Source organism: Umezawaea endophytica, from assembly GCF_025061645.1.
Classification (GTDB): Bacteria; Actinomycetota; Actinomycetes; order Mycobacteriales; family Pseudonocardiaceae; genus Umezawaea; species Umezawaea endophytica.
The window spans coordinates 477,315-495,370 of sequence record NZ_JANYMP010000004.1; the positions used below are offsets into that span (position 1 = coordinate 477,315).

9 protein-coding genes are annotated in these 18,056 nt (G+C 72.7%); 2 read left to right on the forward strand and 7 right to left on the reverse strand.

Features of this window, described 5'->3' with window-relative positions; translation table 11 throughout:
• The first annotated feature begins 163 nt into the window (after positions 1 to 163).
• Positions 164 to 982 (forward strand): aldo/keto reductase, encoded by an 819-nt coding sequence (locus NZH93_RS12045; RefSeq protein WP_259623083.1) that lies wholly within the window; start codon positions 164 to 166, stop codon positions 980 to 982.
• Positions 983 to 1,144: 162 nt separating this feature from the next.
• On the opposite strand, the gene NZH93_RS50635 is transcribed toward NZH93_RS12045, so the two are convergent.
• Genes NZH93_RS50635 through NZH93_RS12075 form a run of 6 tightly spaced genes read right to left on the reverse strand, consistent with a single transcriptional unit; the run spans position 1,145 to position 11,035 of the window.
• The gene (locus tag NZH93_RS50635) at positions 1,145 to 2,689 is read right to left on the reverse strand and encodes a TRAFAC clade GTPase domain-containing protein (protein ID WP_259623084.1); all 1,545 of its coding nucleotides are present in this window, start codon (positions 2,687 to 2,689) and stop codon (positions 1,145 to 1,147) included.
• Positions 2,686 to 5,037, reverse strand: coding sequence for a GTPase-associated protein 1-related protein (locus tag NZH93_RS12055; RefSeq protein ID WP_259623085.1), 2,352 nt, complete (start codon positions 5,035 to 5,037; stop codon positions 2,686 to 2,688). Before NZH93_RS12055 ends, NZH93_RS50635 begins: the two co-directional genes overlap by 4 nt.
• Position 5,038: 1 nt before the next feature.
• On the reverse strand, positions 5,039 to 6,256 hold the full coding sequence (locus tag NZH93_RS12060) for a TRAFAC clade GTPase domain-containing protein (protein ID WP_259623086.1): 1,218 nt from the start codon (positions 6,254 to 6,256) through the stop codon (positions 5,039 to 5,041).
• The gene (locus NZH93_RS12065) at positions 6,234 to 8,909 is read right to left on the reverse strand and encodes a SaeA-related protein (protein ID WP_259623087.1); all 2,676 of its coding nucleotides are present in this window, start codon (positions 8,907 to 8,909) and stop codon (positions 6,234 to 6,236) included. The genes NZH93_RS12060 and NZH93_RS12065 overlap by 23 nt, the downstream gene beginning before the upstream one ends.
• A gap of 6 nt (positions 8,910 to 8,915) precedes the next feature.
• Positions 8,916 to 10,520 carry an Hsp70 family protein gene (locus tag NZH93_RS12070; protein ID WP_259623088.1) on the reverse strand — a complete coding sequence of 535 codons (1,605 nt, stop codon included), beginning with the start codon at positions 10,518 to 10,520 and terminating at the stop codon, positions 8,916 to 8,918.
• Between the two features lie 17 nt (positions 10,521 to 10,537).
• On the reverse strand, positions 10,538 to 11,035 hold the full coding sequence (locus tag NZH93_RS12075; RefSeq protein ID WP_259623089.1) for a nucleotide exchange factor GrpE: 498 nt from the start codon (positions 11,033 to 11,035) through the stop codon (positions 10,538 to 10,540).
• A gap of 173 nt (positions 11,036 to 11,208) precedes the next feature.
• On the opposite strand from NZH93_RS12075, the gene NZH93_RS12080 reads away from it, so the two are divergent.
• Positions 11,209 to 16,524 carry a tetratricopeptide repeat protein gene (locus NZH93_RS12080; protein ID WP_259623090.1) on the forward strand — a complete coding sequence of 1,772 codons (5,316 nt, stop codon included), beginning with the start codon at positions 11,209 to 11,211 and terminating at the stop codon, positions 16,522 to 16,524.
• On the opposite strand, the gene NZH93_RS12085 is transcribed toward NZH93_RS12080, so the two are convergent.
• Positions 16,472 to 18,052, reverse strand: a complete 1,581-nt coding sequence (locus tag NZH93_RS12085) for an Hsp70 family protein (protein WP_259623091.1) — start codon at positions 18,050 to 18,052, stop codon at positions 16,472 to 16,474. The two genes, NZH93_RS12080 and NZH93_RS12085, sit on opposite strands and share 53 nt — an antisense overlap.
• Between the last annotated feature and the right edge of the window lie 4 nt (positions 18,053 to 18,056).

Sequence of the window (18,056 nt, forward strand, 5' to 3'; positions counted from 1 at the left end):
TTGTGGAAATCAGTGCAGGCAAGGGGCGTCCTCGTGGTGGAGTCCGCTCTACCACCGCGGGTGACGAGGAGGGGCGGACCACCCTGACCTGGCCGGGGAGGGCCGGGCGGTTTCCTCGCGCAACCCGGCCCGCGCACGGCACCGCCGCCGGTACGGTTGCCGCGTGCCGACCACCTTCCGCATCGGCGGGGACCTGGAGGTCCGGAGGCTCGGGTTCGGTGCGATGCACCTGCCGACCGAACCGGACGCCGCCCGCGCCGCCGCCATCGCCGTCGCCAGACGAGCCGTCGAGCTGGGGGTGACGCTGATCGACACCGCCCACCTGTACGGCGGGGGCGCGAACGAGGAACTGCTCGCCGAAGCCCTGCACCCGTACCCGGCCGACCTGCTCGTCACCACCAAGGTCGGTGTGGCCCGCACCGGCCCCGGCGGCGAGTGGGAGCTGAACGGGCGGCCCGAGGTGCTGCGCGAGCAGGTCGACCACGCCCTCCGCAGGCTCCGGGTCGACCGGGTGGAACTGCTGCAACTGCACCGGATCGACCCCGAGGTGCCGCTCGCGGACCAGCTCGGCGCGCTGCGCGACCTCCGCGACGCGGGCAAGGTCGGCCGGATCGGCCTGTCCGAGGTCACCGCAGCCGAACTGGGGCTGGCGCGGGATGTCGTCGACATCGCCAGCGTGCAGAACCGCTACAGCCTGGTCGACCGCGAGCACGAACCAGTGCTGGAGGCGTGCGAGGCGGCGGGCATCGCCTTCCTCCCGTGGCGGCCGGTGCTCGGCGCGGCGACCGGCCAGGCGGCCGGGATCGCGGAGGTCGCCGCAGACCTGGGCGCCACACCCGCGCAGGTCGGCCTGGCCTGGCTGCTCGCCCGCTCACCGGTCGTCCTGCCGATCCCCGGCACCTCCAGCCTCACCCACCTGGAGGAGAACGTCGCCGCCGCCGACCTCAACCTGACACCGGCCCACCTCGCCCGGCTGGGCTAGCCGGACTCGGTTGCGGGACAACGGTTTCAGCGGGCGACAACGGCGAACACCACGAGTCCGACCAACAGGACGGCGACGGCGCCCATCGCCAGGAACACGGTGAGCGCGGTCACGCGCCACCGGCGGTACGGCAGATCTTCCATCGGACGGGACTCCCTGTTCTCAGAGGCGCAGGCCTTCGTCGGCCAGCACCCGCTCGGCGAACCTCTCGACGCTGTGATCGGCCTCGCCGTCGCCGTTGAGCAGCGCGGAGGTGAGGAAGAAGGTCACGTCCTTGAAGTTGTGGTCCATCGCCCGCACCATGTTGCCCTGCGACAGACCGTCCAACCAGGACTTGATCGCCTCCGAGTCCTCCTCGTCGACGTCGTCGAGCACGTGCCTGATGAGGTCGGACTTGCTGATCACCACCGCGAGGCGGGCCTTGGTGGTGGCGACGCCCATCTCGGTCATCGTCGTCACGGTCTCGGTGAACGTCACGTGCGGCTCGTCCTTGGCCCGCCCGTCGTCGAGCTTCGCCCGCCGGTCGCCCTCGAAGGTCTCCCACACCGACTTGATGGACAGGGGGTCGATGACGAAGAGGAACGTCCGGGCGATCTTCAGGTACTCGAGCTCCTGCATCTTCGTGGAACTCCGGAAGACCTCGCCCGCCACGTCGAACACGTGCACGAGCTTGTGCTGGCCCCGCTTGGGGGCCACGTGCGTCGAGTACGCCGGGTGCACGACGCCGTCCTTGTGCACCAGGCTGGTCTTGTCGACGCGCGCGGTGGACGCCAGCTTCCCGCGTGAGCTGACCGAGCGGTCCTTCGTGGACGTGTCGGCGAAGGTGAACGCGCCGCCCGCCCTGGTCGCCATCGTCTCCACGGCGATGAGCAGGACGGTGGTCAGTTGGCTCTTGCCCGCGCTCGGCGCGCCGAACACCGGCAGGACGATCTCGCCCGTCTCGCCCGTCCGCTCCGCCAGCGGGTGCGGGGTCTCGGCGTGCGGGCACCACAGGACCGGCTTGTCCTCAGGTTTCCTCACCAGCGCCGTGAGCACCAGCAGGGAGGGGAACACCTTGCCGCAGCCGCACCTGCGGTGGGTCATCCCGTACCGGCCGGGGCGGACCTCGCCGTGCAGGGTCTTGCAGCCGGGGCAGCCGTGCAGGGCGTGGACGACCCGCACACCGCACGTCTTGCAGGTCATCCTGATGCCGCGGAGCCGGAGGACGGTGGTGTCGAACAGCCGCAGCAGGTAGAGGCCCGCGCAACTCGCCGCGAGCAGCAGGCCGAGGAACAGCGCGGAGCCGACCAGCGTCAGCACCAGGACCGGGGCGGTCATCACGATGCCGGTGAAGATCCCGATCCGCTGGACCCCGCCCCACCACCTCGCCCGCGGCGCGGGCACGGCGGAGTACTTCTCGCCGATCGCCTTCCACCGCTTCACGACGACGTCGCGCAGCTCCCGCGCGACCAGGGTGTGGACGTGCCGGATGTCGCGCCACGCCTGGCCGAGCAGGTAGTGCACCCACGCCGGTTCCTCGCCCTTGCCCCGCTTCCCCGGCGGGTGCTTGACCTTGGCGGCGTTGGCGTTCGCGCCGACGCCGTACCCGGCGGCGGTCGTGAGCACGTACTGGCGGAGCAGCACCCAGCCGAAGCGGCTCCCGGAGGCCACCGGCAGCACGAGGACCGCGGCCAGCAGCAGCAGGCCGAAGCTCGGCGGGGCCGTCACGGCTTGGCCTCCCTCGACGTCCGGCGACCGCGGAAGAACCGCGTGACCGAGTTGCCCGTCGCGTCCCGCGCCCAGTCCTCGAACCAGTCGGCGACACCGCGGACGCGCTGCCCGCGCAGGATGGTCGCGGTCTCGCCCAGCGGTCGGCGCCGCCACTTCTTGACCGCGCGCAGCACGAACAGCTCGAACTCCTCCTGGACCTTCCGCGCTCCGGGGTACCTGTCGCGGCACCGCCGCAGTTCCCACACGAGCACGAGCAGGTCCGCCGCGGTCCGGGGATCCGCGGTCGCCGGGCGCAGGCCGGGCTCGGCGCCGCGCAGGTAGGCGGCGCGCACGTCGCCGAACAGGACGACGAGGTGGGCCAGCCGGTCGACGGGCAGCGCGCCGACGCGCGCCATGACCAGGTCGAGGATCGTCCTGCGGCGCTCCGGCCCCGAGGACCGGTAGCTCCGCACGACCTCCCGCACGCGGCTGTCGAAGGTGTCGGGGTCGCGTTCCCGCAGGGCGGTCTCCACCTGGTTGACCGTCCTGAACCGGGATTCCACGAGTGCTCGTGTCGTGGAGGGGAGCGAGTCGACCACGGGGTGCTCGCGAACGTCCGCCGACAGCCGGTCGTAGATCTCGCCGTCGGTGATCGGGGCCTGGAGGGCGGTGTTGACCCAGACGAGCAGCGCCCCGGAGCAGAACTGCCGCGGCAGCAGGTCGCGCAGCAGGATCGACGCCTCGGAGTGCGTCCACCCGCCGTCGGGCCACAGCGCCCGGAGCAGGTGGTCGTCCACGTCCTGCTCGCACGCGAGCCTGCTCAGCGCCGCCGTGCGCTGGAGCCTGCCCGCCCGCGCGTCGGCGATGACCACCGCCGTCGCCAGCGCGCTCCGCCCGCGCAGGTCCAGCACGTCGGCCAGTCCCGAGTCGACCACCCCGACCACGTCGTGGAGCCGGTCGTGTGCCGCGCCCGCCAGGTGGTCGACCACGCCCGTGCGCAGGCCGGACCACGTGCGGAGCAGGTGGCCGAACCGCTCGTCGTCCGGGTTGACCAGCACGGCCGGTCCGACGGCGGTCGTCCCGACCTGGTGGAGCACCGGACCGGGGACGGCGATGTCGTACTTCGCGGCCCACGCCAGCAGGTCCACCACCACGGCGGCGGGGGCGTGGCGCAGGCGCTCCACCACGGCGCCCTCGGCCCGTGACCGCGCGGCGGGGGAGCGCAGGGCGATGTCCGGGCCGGTGAGCCCGCTGTCGAGGGACGCCATGACCCAGGCCAGTTCCACGTGGTCCGCGAGGTCATGGGCCCCCACGTCCCGTGCCGCCGTCGCGAGGTCCGACAGCGCCGCGGGACCGCAGTCGCCCACGTCGATCTGGTTCCCGATCCGCTCGACCGCGGCGGCGCCGAGCCGCCGGGCGTGCTCGACGAGCCACGGCACCACCGCGACGGTCTCGGCCCGGTCCGCGCCGCCCGCGGCGAACACCACCGGGTACCAGTCGGAGAGGTCCCGCTCGCGGCCGGTGGCCAGCTCGCCCGCCTGCTTCCACAACTCGGCCGCGTCCTCGACGCCGACGTAGACGAGGTGCTCCGCCAACGGGTGCGCGGCGATCGGGCTGCGCTCGTCGGCGACCATGTCGAACAGGTGGTAGGCGTCGAACGCGGAGCGGTCCACGGAGGACTCCGCGAGCGTGCCGACCACGTGCAGCTTGCTGTACCGGGGCGTGTGCTGGTAGGTGGCGAACGACATCCGGCTGACGACCCCCGGCGGCAGCAGGTAGGACGCCGCCGCGATCCAGTGGGCGACCGCCTCCGCGTCGCGTTCGACGATCACGACGGTGCGCTCGTGGTCCGCGACCGTGCTGTCGATCGCGGTCAGGAGGGCGGCCAGGTGTCGTCCTCCCTTGTGCGCCTTGACGAACGCGGCGGCGGCGGCCTGGTCCAGCGGTCCGGGCGACGGCGCGGACAGCGGCGGCAGCACGGGGTCGGCGACCTGCCGCCGGTTCCACAACCCGGCACCCCACAACTCGATCGGCAGCACGTCGCCGAGGTCGCGGGCCAGGTCGTCGGTCACCAGCGCGTGCGCGAAGTAGTTGCCGAACCGGCGCGAGTAGTCGTTGCCCAGGAAGGCGACGTTGGCCAGCACGCTGGACGGTCCCGGCCGGTAGCAGAGGTTCACGGGCGACCTGGCGATCTCCGCGGCGTCCGCGTTCGAGGAGAGCGAAGGGGGCGCGGCGTACCCGGTCAGGAACTCCACATCGGACATGACGTCGGGCGGCACCCCCGTGGTCGCCGCGTGGAACTGGTAGCCGGGGTGCCCGGACAGCCCGCGTTCGCACGAGGTGTAGTAGAGCTGGCTGAACGCCATGTCACTCCCCGCCGGGTTTGAGGGTCTTGGGAATGGTGCTGAACTCGCTCATGAGCCAGAGGAACGGGTCCTCGACCCGGCGGGGCTGGACGCCGCGGTCGGACACGCGCTGCGAGCGCGATTCCGCGCTGTCGACCTGGGGGCTCTCACCCAGTGCGGACAACCCGAACAACCGGTACCTGGCGAAGTTCTTCGACAGGGTGTCGTCGATGTTGTGGCCCGCCCACTCGTGCAGCAGCGCCCGCATGTGCTCGTGCACCTGGAGGCTGTCCGGCTCGTTGAAGGCCGCGGTGGTGGGGGGCCTGCGCCGGAGCGGGCTGGTCTCGGGGATGTACCCGTCGAGTGCGTCCATCTTCGTGAACGCCACCGCGATCGGCTTGTCGATGCGCCGGTTCGACTTCACACCGAGCCTGCCGTGCAACTGCTCGATGATGTTCGTGAGCACCGTGGCGGGGGTGTCCGCCGCGGTGCTCAGCGGTGGCAGCACGGCGTCGGCGTCGGCGTGCGGGCGCGCCCCGCGCATCTGGAGCGGGTCGAGCAGCAGGATGATCCCGTCGGCGCTGGTCAGGTAGCGGACGTTCTGGTCGATGCTGCGCTCGGACACCATGTCCTCGCCCGCGGTGTCGAAGAACGACAGCAGCGAGCGCCGGACCCTGCCGCCGCCGTTGCCCGTGGTGAAGCTGAACACCAGCGGCTTGCGGCCTCCGCGTTCGGCCGTGGCGGTCTTGGTGGGTCCGTGCAGCTCGCGTTTTTCGTACAGGACGTGCTCGTAGGCGCTTTCGAACTGGAGCCGGGTGTTCTCGTCGGCGCCGAGCACGGAGGCGTTGAAGCGCTCGCCCACGGTGTTCATCAGCTCGTGCAGCAGGACGGTCATGTAGACGGTCTTGCCGGTCTCCTTGGCGCCGACCAGTGCGATGAGCTTGCTCTCCGTCCGTCCGAAGTGGACGGGGAGCTGGCTGTGGCAGCGGGGGCACAGCCGGTAGTGGGTCTCCGCGCCGCACGGCTCGTGCTTGGCGGTCGGCTTGCGGCCGTCCGCGTCGAACACGGGGAGCTGCGGCTGGCGATCGCCCATCTGGTCGGCCAGGACGCGGTCGAGCGAGGTGGTGCACTTCTTCCGCGAGCCGACGCGGCCGGAGCAGCGGAACCGGATCTCCTTGGCGCGGAAGTCGCGGTAGCAGTACGGGCAGTTCAACCGGCTACCGATGAGCGTCGGGAACAAGGGTCACCTCTTCCGGGTGCGTCGCGTTCGGGTCGACGAAGCAGGCCAGCCCCGACAGGGGGCTCACCCGCTCGGTGAGCGCCACGACGACGGGTTTGCCCGCGGCCAGCGGGCGGGGCGGGATGGTCTCGACGACCCGGCCGCTGTCCACGCGCAGCGGGACGCGGCCGTCCGCGCGGTGCACCACGACGACCGCGGGGAGCTTGCACTCGTGGTCGCTGGTGAAGGTCACCGCCAACCGCCGCCTGCCGGGCAGCCCGGTCTGGTGGACGGCGTAGCCGACCTCGGTCAGGCGTCCGGCGACGTGGTCGACCACGGCGGCCGACACGCTCTCGCGGCCCCTGTTCCGCACCACGGTTTGCAGGGTGACCACGACCGCGTCGCGCCCGGCGACGAACTCGGTCCCGCCGGTGTCCTGGTGGACGCGCGCCGAGACCTCGACCTCCGACACGTGGATCGGCTGGTCGCCCTCGTCGGCGGGCCACCACCGCACGCGGACGAAGTGCGCGCCCTCCGGCCACACCCAGTGCAGGCGGACCAGGTCGCCGAACCGCTCGCGCGTCACGCCGGTCACGGGGTCCACGAGCGACAGCGAGATCGTCGCGCCGATCGCGGCGTGGCCACCGGACACGGTCACGGCCGTGACCGTCAGGTGCCCCTGCCTGACGGGGAGGGGCAGCAGCACCCGTCCACCGCCGTCGGGCACGGGCGCGCCCCCGACCGGCTGCCCGAACGAGCGGACCTCGGCGGCCGGGACCACGTCGCCGACCCGCCACGGCGGTTCGGCGGCCGACGAGCGGATCTCGACCACACCGGCGGCCGGGGGGCTCCAGCTCAGCCGGACCACGGGCTTCCCGCGTTCCTGGACGACGTGGTGGTCGAGGTCGGTGACGGCGACGGGCCGGGCGGTGGGGCTCGCCGTCGCCACCACCGGGGCCGACACCCGCCGCGCGCCCGCGCGGTTCAGGTAGACGGCCCGGAAGGTGTAGTCGTAGGTCCCGCCGCCCGCGACCGAGTCGTCGACGAAGGTCGAGGCACCGGACCGGACGACGACCGGGTGGGCTGTGGCGGCGGGGTCGGCGCGGTCGACGCGGGTCACCAGGACGTCGGACGCGGAGGGGTGCGCGCGCCAGGAGGCGGTCACGGACCTCTCGCCCGCTTCGAGCACCGCGGCGGTGACCTCGGGGAGCAGTTCGACCGCCTCGGCGCTGGTCCCGGCGGACCACGTGTCCCCTCGTGAGGCGAACACGCTGTAGTGGACGGGTTCCGCCGCGGGAGGGGCGTCGTCCACCGCCTCGTTCGCCAGGGTCTCGACGACGGCAGTGCCCGCGGAGCTGGACACGGCGGGCGCGCCGGTCGCGCGGACCAACCGGTACCTGACCCCCGCGGTCGTGGCCGTGCTCGGTGCCCAGCGCACCACGACCCGCTCGCCGTCCAGCCCGGCCGACACCTCGGCGGGCGGTGGCGGCGGGATCGACGCGAGGCGCTCGCGCAGGGAGTCGTCGTCCTTGGCGGTGTCCGCGGCGGCGGCGAGGTGCTTGGCCGCTCGTTCCTGGTCCCCGTCGCGCCACGCGGCGTCGGCCTGGGTCACGAGGTCGGCGACCCGCCGCAGCGCCTCGTCGAGCTGGTTCCGCGCGTCGAGCGCCTCGCCGTCGGGCAGCCCGTCGAGCAGCCGCCGCGCCTCCTGGAGCTCACCTTCGCGGAGCGCCTCGACCGCGAGCTGCCCGGCGTTGCCGTCGCCGCGGCCCTGGTCCTCCCCGGTGAGCGTGACCGCGAGGTCGGCGGCCTCGGTCGGGTCGAGGCCGAGACCGACGGCGGTGTGGACGACCAGCTTCGCGGGCAGTCCCGCCTCGATGTCCGGGCGCAGGTGCTCGCGCACCTCCCACACCAGCAGGTCGAGCAGGTTGTCCGCCTGGGTGGCGGCGTTGAGGAGGATCGCCAGCAGGTTGTCCATCGCGGTCTTGCGCTCGTCCTGCTTGGCCCGCGACTGCTCCTCCCTGGCCTTCTCGAGGTCGGCGACGGTGATGGTCCGCCCGTCGGCGGCGAGCCGGAAGCCGTCGCGGAGGGTGAAGCCCCGCCGGACGGCCTCGGTGCCGAACAGGACCTCGGGGGAGAGCCGGAACCCGAGCGCGTTCAGGGGACCCCGCAGCGAGCGCACCGCCGGGATCGGCGCGCCACCCGCCAGTTCCCACGGCGGGTCGACGATCCGCACCCCGCCCGCCCGGAGCGCGTCGCGCACCTCGTTCTCCGAGAACGCGTTCTCCAGCGCCCCCACCAGTCGCCGCAGTCCCGCCACGGTGACGCACGGCAGGGAGGCGGCGATCACCTCGACCCGCTGGTCGAGCTGCTCCTTGGCGTGGCCGCGCCCCTGCTCGCGCTGCTCGGTGAATGCCTTGAGGTTGAGCACGTCACGACGTCGGAGGTCGGTGTCCGACGACAGGAGCGCGGTCGCCAGCGGCAGGTACTTCTTCTGGAGCTTGAGCTTCCGCCAGTACTTGACCACGGCGTCGACCTGGCGGGTGAACTCCGCGGGGTCGCTGACCTCGCGGGGCTCCAGGCGGTACCGGACCAGCAGGTCCGACGGCGGCACGTTCCCCGCCCGCCGCGCCGCGTCGAGCACGGTGTCCCGGTAGGCGTCGAAGTCGTCGGCCACGGGCCGTCACGCCCCGACCGTGTAGCGGGCGACCGCGTCACGGGCCTGCACGACCTGCTCCTCGCTCAACCCGTCGATGACCAGGTCGATCGTCAGGTCCTGGCGGGTGCTCAGCTCGACGGCGTGCACCTGGAGGCCGCCGTTGCGCTCCATGTGGAAGGACACGTCCAGCGGCGACCCCTTGGGGAGGGGAGGCATGCCGCTGATCAGCCCCTCGCCGATCTTCTCGTTGTCCTCGACCAGTTCCGACGCCCGCGCGCCCGCCTGCTCCCACACCTCGATCCTGATGGCGCTCTGCCCGTCGAACCTCGTGTAGTACCGCTTCGTCGGCGGGGACGCGGGGAGGGCCTCGTTGGCCTTGATCAGGTGGTCGATGAACTGCTCGTCGGTGTCGCCCTTGAACATCTTGACGCCGAACGCGCGGGGCGAGACGGTGACGACCTCCTTCCTGGCGAGTTCGCGCACCTGGGAGGGGTCGATGCCGAGCTGGTCGGCGACCGAGGTGATCGCGCCGTCGTTCGGCTGCCCGCCGCCGTCGCCGTCGGGCAGCGCGATCTTGACCGACCGGATCAGGCCGAACATCGCGGCGCCCTTGGCCACGGCGAGGTCGGGGTCGTGGAGCTTCGGCTCGAAGCCGAACCGCCCGCGCAGGCCCTCGGTGACCGCGGGCATCCTGGTCGCCCCGCCGACGAGCAGGACGTCGTCGAACGTCGTCACGCCCGCCGCCCTGGCCAGCTCCACGGTCCGGGCGGTGATGTCGAAGGTGCGGTCGAGGAGTTCGGCGGTGGTCTGCTCGAACTCCTCCCTGGTGAGCGTCACCTGCGTGACGTCACCCGCGAACCGCATGTTGTGCCTGCGGGAAGTGGTGCTGGACAACATCTTCTTGAGGTCCTCAGCGGAGTTCGTCAGCTCCTGGAGGAAGTCCTCGTTCTCCTTCGCCTCGCTGCCGGGGTGCTCGGCGACGAAGCCGTCCAGGAGGAGGTCGACGATCTTCTGGTCCCAGTCGGCCCCGCCGAGGTGGTGGTCGCCGTCGGTGCACACGACCTCGACGTCGTTGCCGGTCAACCGGATGACCGTCGTGTCGAAGGTGCCGCCGCCGAGGTCGTACACCAGGATCGTCCGGTTGTCGCTGGTGTTCATCGCGTCGTAGTGCAGGGCGGCGGCCACCGGCTCGGGCACGACGTCGATGACGTTGAGCCCGGCGATCGTCCCCGCGTTCCTGGTCGCCTCGCGCTGGCTGACGCCGAAGTACGCCGGGACGGTGATGACGACGTCCCGCACGGTCTCGCCCGTGCTCTCGCCCGCCGCTCGCGCCAGCTCCTTGAGGATCAGCGCCGAGATTGACTCGGGCGTGTGCTCCTCGCCGTGGAACGACAGCGTGAGCTGCTCGCCCATCTCCCGCTTGATGAGCGAGACGACCAGGGCCGGGCTGATCTTCGCGGAGCTCTTCGCCGTCTTCCCGATGACGACGTTCTCCGGGGTCTCGAAGAAGACGACCGACGGCGTCGTGTCGTCCCCCAGCGCGTTCTTCACCACGGCCGCTCGGCCCGTGTCGTCCACGTGGGCCACGCACGAGTACGTGGTGCCGAGGTCGATTCCGTATGTCGCCATGGCATTCCTCGCTCTGGTCACGCCTCGGGTGCGGGGTCGAACCGGTAGAACGCCGCGGCCGCCAGGCGTCGCATGCGGCCGGTCTCGACGTCGCGGAACCCGGCGGCCAGCGGTGCCGCCACCGTGTTGTGCTGCTCCGGGCCCGTGCCGGGCCGGACCGCCGCGACGGTGTGCCGTCCCGGCTCGAACGGCTCACCGGGTTCGGCGGGCACGACCTCGATGCCGCACCGGTCCAACGCCAGCACGACGTCGTCCGCGAAGCTGGCGAACATCCGGTCCGACGTCCGCGTCGACGCCTCGGTCAACCCGTCGTAGAGCCGGATCAGGTCGGCGACGACGGGCTTCAGCAGGTCGCGGCGCGCGCCGTCGCGCAGGAGCCGGTTCTCGGCGCTCAGGTCGTCGATGACCGATTCCCGATGTGCTGAACGCCGGTGGAAGTCGAGCAGCGCCTTTTCCACGCCGCCCACCCTCCCGGACAACTCCGCCAGGGAATTCTCGTCGGGTTCGAAAGGCACGTCGGGAAGTGGGTCGGTCGATCCGTCCGGTTCGGGTCGACCCAGTGCGGGAATCATGTCGAGATTTCTATCACCCGTTTGTTCCGACAGCTTGGTCAGTTCGTGGACAGAATGTTGCCAGAAATGTTCCCGGATATTTCTGCGGTGGTATTCCGCTGCAATCATCGACGGTGATGCGCGCACAGGTTTTCTTGTCCTACGACGACGAGGACGCGGTTTTCGCCGAGAACCTCGCGAGCGGCTTGGAGCACGCGGGTGTCGCCGTCTTCCTCGACGCGTGGGACATCCGCGCGGGCGAGTCGACCGTGGGCCGGATCGACCAGGCGATCCGCGACGCGACGAGCGCGATCGTCGTGGTGGGCCACCGCCGCTCCGGTGGCCACCGGGTCGCCGAGGAGTACGCCGCGCTCGCGACGCGGGCGCTCAAGGGCGAACTCGCCAGGTTCGTGCCGGTGCTGCGCGACGACGAGGTGGTCCTGCCGCCGCTGCTGGACTCGTGGAAGGGGTTCAGCTTCGCCGGGGTGGTCGACCAGGGCGGGTTCGACGCGCTGGTGGCGGACCTCGTCGTCGAACTGGGGGTCGAGCGCGGGCCTCGGCGGGCCGAACTGTCGCTCGTCGTGCCCGACGACCAGGCCAGGACGCCCGGAACGCCGCTGTGGACGACCCTGCGGGTCACCTCCACGACCACGACGCTCGTGACCGGTGCGGCCCGTGACCGGCACGCGAGCCACCGCGGCGAGGGCCCCGGCCTGAGGCACGCCCTGTGGAAGATGAACCGCGCACGGGCCGCGGACGGCCGGACGGTGCGTGCGGGCGTGGAGGCCGGGGCGGGCGACGGCGACCTCGACGCCGCGACGCGCGTGTTCGGCGCGGCGCTGGCGGACGCGTTCCTCCCGGACGGCCTGGCCGCCGCCCTCGACGCCCGGCTGGCGGACGCCGCGCGAGCGGGGCGGACCGCGCGCCTCGCGCTCGAGGTCGCCCCCGACCTGGCCGACCTGCCCTGGGAGTCCCTGGTGGTGGCGGGGGAGCCGGTGGCGCTCCGGCCGGGGGTCGAGGTCTACCGGCACACGCCGGGGCTGAAGGCCACCGCGCTGACGCGGGTCCCCGGCCCGCTGCGGATCCTCGCCGTCATCGCGAGCCCCGACGACACGGGCGCCGACCTGCTCGACCACGAGCACGAACTCGCGCGCATCCTCGACCAGGTGGGGGCGGCCCGCCGCGAGCAGGCCCACGTCCGGGTGCTCAACTGGGGTTCGGTCGAGGCGATCAGGCAGGCGCTGACCGAGGAGGCCTTCCACGTCCTGCACGTCTCGTGCCACGCGCGCCCCGGCGTGCTGCTGCTGGAGACCCCGGACGGCCGGGTCGACGAGGTGTCGGCCGACCGGCTGGCGGGCCACCTCGTCATCGCGGGGCGCCCCGTGCCGCTCGTCGTGCTGGCGGGGTGCGCCACGGCGCTGTCCGCCGAGGCCCTCCCCGGACTGGCGCGCGCCCTGATCGGCCTGGGCGTCCCCTCCGTGCTCGCCATGAACGCCTCCGTCACCGACGAGTACGCCACCGAGTTCCTGGCCCGCGCCTACCGGGAGTTGGCGTCGTCGGCCTCGCCGGAACCCCTCGTCGCGGTGTCCACCGCCCGGTACCTGCTGGAGGCCGAGCACCGCGCCGAGTGGGCGACACCGGCGCTGCACCAGAGGGTCCGGCACAACACCCTGTTCGAGGAGGTCGCCCCGGATCGTCAACGGGCGCCGCGGAAGGTGCTGGCGCACGGCGTCGTCGACCTCGCCGTCGGCGACTTCGTCGGTCGCCGCGCCGAACTCCGCTCGCTGCTGCGCGCGCTGCGGGACGGCGCGCGCGGCGTCCTCGTCCACGGCATGGGCGGGGTGGGCAAGAGCTGCCTCGCCGCGGAGCTGGTGCACCTGCTCGGGGCCGAGCGGGAGCTGCTGGTCGTGACGCGCCACGGTCCGTGCACGCCGGACGACGTGCTGAAGGCCCTGCACAAGGCGATCCGCCGCCGCCAGGGCAGGCAGTGGGCCGCGGAGGCGATGGAGGAGCTGGCCGACCCCGACGAGCCGTGGCGGGAGCGGCTCGACGTCCTCGACGAGGAGATCCTGCCGAGGCTCGACGCGCGGGTGCTCGTCCTGCTCGACGACCCGCTGGGCGACCCGCTGGAGGTCGAGGGCGCCCCGCTCCCCGAACCGCCCGAGCTGACCGCGTTCACCGACGCCTGGCTCCGGCTCCGCACGCGGGCGCACCTGCTGATCACCTCACGCGTGCCGCCCGCGGTCGCGGACCGGCGCCTGGTGGCGCACCACCTCGGTCCGCTGTCGAAGGCCGAGGCCGGGAAGCTCATGTTCCGGCTGCCCGCGCTGGACGCGCTGCCCGCGGACGCCAAGCTGCTCGCGTTCCGCAGGCTGGGCGGGCACCCGCGAGCGCTGGAGTACCTCGACGCGCTGCTGCGCGGCGGTGGGCGGCGGGTGCCCGAGCGCGGCTCTGGGGCGCAGTTCGAGAACGTGGTCAGGCGGATCGACCTGGCGCTGCGGCACAACGGCGTCGCTGACCCCGACCGCTGGTGGCGGACCGAGGGCACCGGTCTCGACCTCGACGGGGCGGTGCTGACGACGCTCACGATCACCTCGGCCGACGTGCTCCTCGACGACCTGCACGCCGGTCTGCGCAGGTCGTTCCCGCTGGCGGCCGAACTGCTCGTGGCCGCGTCGGTCTACCGGCGGCCCGTCGACCGGCAGGCGCTGGGCTGGGTCGTGGCGCCGGATCGGCGGCCCGATCCCGAGCGCGACCTGAGGCTCGGCCGGGTCTACCGGGCACTGGTCGCGGCGGAGGGGCGGGGCGCCGCCCGTTCGCTGGCCGACCTCGAGCTGGACGGCGGGACGAGCGCCCAGGTGAACCGCGACCTCGCCGCCGCGGTCGTCCCGGCCGACCGCGCGGGGTTGGACGCGGCGTGCGCCCGCCTGGTCGACCTCACCCTCCTCACGCCGATCGACGAGCGCTTCCTGGTGCACCGTTGGACGGCGGCGTCGCTGGCGGGCCGGGTCGTGCGGGACGACCTGGACGAGGCGCACCGCCGGGCCGCCGCGTACCACCGGTGGCAGGCGGGGCTGTGGCGGTCGGACGTGACGGTCCACCTCGACGAGCTGGAGGAGGCGCGGCACCACAGCCGGAGCGCGGGGGACACCGACCAGGCGTTGGCGACCAGCGCCGAGATGTGCGCGGTGCTGGACCGGCTCGGCGCGCTGGACCGCGAGATGGCGGTCTGCGCCGACGCGCTGCGCGCGATCGGCCACGGCGACCCGCGCGCCAGGCTCTTCCACCACCGCGTGTCGATCGTCGCGATGCGCCGCGGCGACTTCGACCGCGCCAAGGACGAACAGCGGACGGCCCTGCGGTTGGCCCGCGAGTCCGCCGACCTGGTGACCGAGGCCGCCGGGTTGCAGCAGCTAGGCACGATCTTCCAGTTGGAGGACGACGGTGCCGCGGCCGAGGACGTCTACCGCAGGGCCGTCGCCGTCGCTGGTGACGACCGGATCGGCGAGCAGCTCGACGCCAGGGTGGTGCTGGCGAGCTGCTACCAGCGGCTCGGAGGGCTCGCGCTGGCACGGGGTGACGACGCGGGCGCCGAGCGGTGCAGCGTCGGCGCTCTCGAAGTGGCGGCCGAGGTCGGCGACGAGACCGTGGCCACGACCGTGCACGCGGACCTGGCGGGCATCGCCCACGCGCTCGGGGACCACGCCGCGGGCGAACGGCACGACCTGAGGGCGCAGGAGGTGGCCTCCGCCCACGTGGACCTGCGCAGGGTGATCGCCGCGGCGGCGCTCCAGCTCGGTGCGCTGTGCGTGCGGCGGCGGCTGTTCGACGAGGCCTGGGAGCACCTGCGGCGCGCGCTCGAACTCGCCGAGGAGGTGGACGACCTGCCCCAGCAGGCGACCTGCCTGCAACTCGTCGGCGAGGCGCTGTTCGCGCTCGGGCGGTTCTCCGAGGCGCAGGCGGCCTACGAGCAGTTCGTGGAGCTGGCGTCGGGGCTGGACGACCGGCGCGGGGAGGCGATCGGCCACCGGGAGCTGGGGCGGGTGCTTGGCGTGCTGGGCGACGTGGACGCGGCGCGCGACTCGCTGCGGACGGCGATGGCGAAGGAGCCGCTGCTGCGGGGCGCGTTCCGGCTGACGCTCGGGGAGGTACTGGCGGACGCGGGGCTGGTCGACGAGGCGACCGAGGTGCTCCGGGAGGGCGCCGACCACACCGGGGGCGACCTGGGGATGGGGTTCGCCATCCAACTCGCCCTGATCGCGCTCCGGTCCGACGACCTCGACGGCGCGGCGCTGATGTTCGACCGGGCGTCCCGCCAGGCGGGGGAACTCGGCAGCAGGCGTGGCGAGGTGGTGTGCCTGCTGGCCCTCGGTCTGATCGCCCGCGCCCGCGAGCAGGTCGGCAGGGCCGTCGAGCTGTTCGAAACCGCCCTGGACGTCGCACGGGGGGACGGTCGGCTGACCGCGGAGTGCCTGACCCGGCTGGCCGACCTCGACCTGGAGGACGGCGACTGGCCGAACGCGCTGAAGACCTACGAGCACGTCCTGGACGTCCTCGACGACGTCCACGCGCCCCAGTTGCTGGCCGAGGTGCTCAGGCAGCGCGGCAGGTGCTTCGCGGAGCTGGGGCGCGCCGACCTCGCCGCGGCGTCCTTCGGACGGGCCGAGAGCGCGTTCGCCAGGCTCGGGCGCTCCGAGGACGTCCTGTCCTGCCTGGTCCTGCTCGGCTGGGTCCTGCTGACGGCGGGCGTCGGCGCGGCGGCGGCGGACGTCGTGGACCGGCTGGCGCTGGTCGCCGACGACCTGCCGCGCACGCCCGCGGTCGTCGTCGCACTGCTGGTCGCGGGGGACGGGGCGCTGGCGAGCGGGGACCTCGACGCGGCGCGGGACCGGTACGAGGAGGCCAGGAAGTCGGCCGTGCACACCGGTGTCCGCTCGCTGCTCGTCGACTGCGACCGCGGCCTCGCCGAGGTGTCCCGCACGAGGGGCGACGACGCGTCCGCCGTGCGTTTCCTGGACGCGGCGCTGGCCGCGGCCCGGCACCTGGGCGACCGGGTCGCGGCGATGCACGTCCACCGGGAACTGTGGCTGGTCGGCCGCGATCGGGAGCACCTGGTCGAGTCGGCCGTGCTCGCGGACGAACTCCGCGAGCGGCGCTCGTACCTGGCGGTCGCCGCGGTCCTCCACGGCGGGGCGGACGACGTGCCCGAGGCCGCCAAGGCGGACTTCGACGCGCTGCTCTGGCTCCGGCGCCGCCGCGCGGTCGACGGCGAGTCGGCCTTCGGGGACCGGATGGTCGTGCGCGCGGGCCCGTCCATCACCGAGATCGTCCGCGAGCTGGCGCCGCTGCCGTCCGGGGTGTCGAGCGTGCCCGCCGTCGTCAGCCCGTCGCTGCGGTGGTTCAGGACAGGCGCGCCACCGCGTCCTGCGCCGCGGCCACCTGCCGGGCCGTGAGGTCGCCGATCGTGATCTCCGTCGTGGCGGTCTTCCCTGTCCGCACCTCGGTGGCCTTCACGTGCAGCATCCCGCTCTCGTCCATGCGGAAGGTGATGTCGACCGGTGACCCCTTCGGCATCGGGGGGAGCCGGTTGATCTGGGCCTGGCCGATCTGCTTGTTGTGCTCGGGCCGCGCGGACGCGATGGCGCCCGCCTGCTCCCAGATCTGCACGTCGATGGACCGCTGGTCCGGCCACGCGGTGGTGTACTGCTGGGTGTTCTCGGCAGGCAACGGCGTGTTCGCCACGAGCAGGTGGCTGACCAGCATCTTCTCCTTGGTCGGGTCCTCGTCGTCGACCACGGCCACGCCGAACGCCCTCGGGGTGACGATGGTGACCTTCTTCGCCGCCATCTTCCTGACGGCGTCGGCCGAGGTGCCGAGCCGCCTGGCCGCGGCGTCCACCTCCTCGTTCCCGGACGACACGACCTTCACCGACTCCACCAGCGCGAACAGCGCGGCCCCCTTCGCCACGGCCAGGTCGGGCTCGTGGATCTTGGGGGCGTACCCGAACCGCGAGCGCAGCGCTTCCGCGACCGCGGGCATGCGCGTCGACCCGCCGACCAGCAGGACCTCGTCGTAGCGCGTGACGCCGCGCTCCGCGGCCAGCAGGCGGGTGCGCTCGGTGATGTCCATCGTGCGGTCGAGCAGTTCGGCGGTGATGTCCTCGAACGACTGGCGGCTGACCTCGGTGAGGACCTTGAGGCCGTTGAAGTGGATCGCCTCCTGCTTGGTGCGCCTGCTGCTCAGCGCCTTCTTGAGGTCCTCCGCCACCAGCCCGACCTCCTGGAGGAAGTCCTCGTCGTCGGTCGCGTCGGAGTTCGGGTGCTCCGCCATGAAGCGCTCGCCGAGCAGGTCGGCCAGCTTGGCGTCCCAGTCCGCCCCGCCGAGGCCGTGGTCGCCGTCGGTGCAGACCACGGTGATGTCGTCGCCCGCCAGCCTGATCACGGTGGTGTCGAACGTCCCGCCCCCGAGGTCGAACACGAGCACCGTGCGGTCCGCCCCGGTGTTGAGCACGCCGTAGTAGAGGGCGGCGGCCACGGGTTCGGGGACCACGTTGACCACGTTCAGCCCGGCGATCACGCCCGCCTGCCGGGTGGCTTCCCGCTCGGCGACCCCGAAGTACGCCGGAACGGTGATGACGACGTCCCGCACCGTGTCGCCGGTGCTGCCCTCGACCGATTTCGCCAGGTCCCTCAGGATGAGGGCGGAAATGGATTCCGGGGTGTGGTCGGTCCCGTGGAAGTCGAGGGTCATCCCCGGTTTACCGATGTCCCTTTTGATCAGCGAGACCACCAGTTCGGGATTGCGCAGGGCGGCGTTCTTGGCTTCCCGGCCGACCACGACGTTGAAGCGGTCCTCGAAGAAGACGACCGACGGCGTGGATTCCTCGCCGATCGAATTCCGGACGACCGAGGGCTTGCCCGAGTCGCCGACGCGGGCGATGCAGGAATAGGTCGTGCCCAGGTCTATCCCGTATACGGTCATCTAC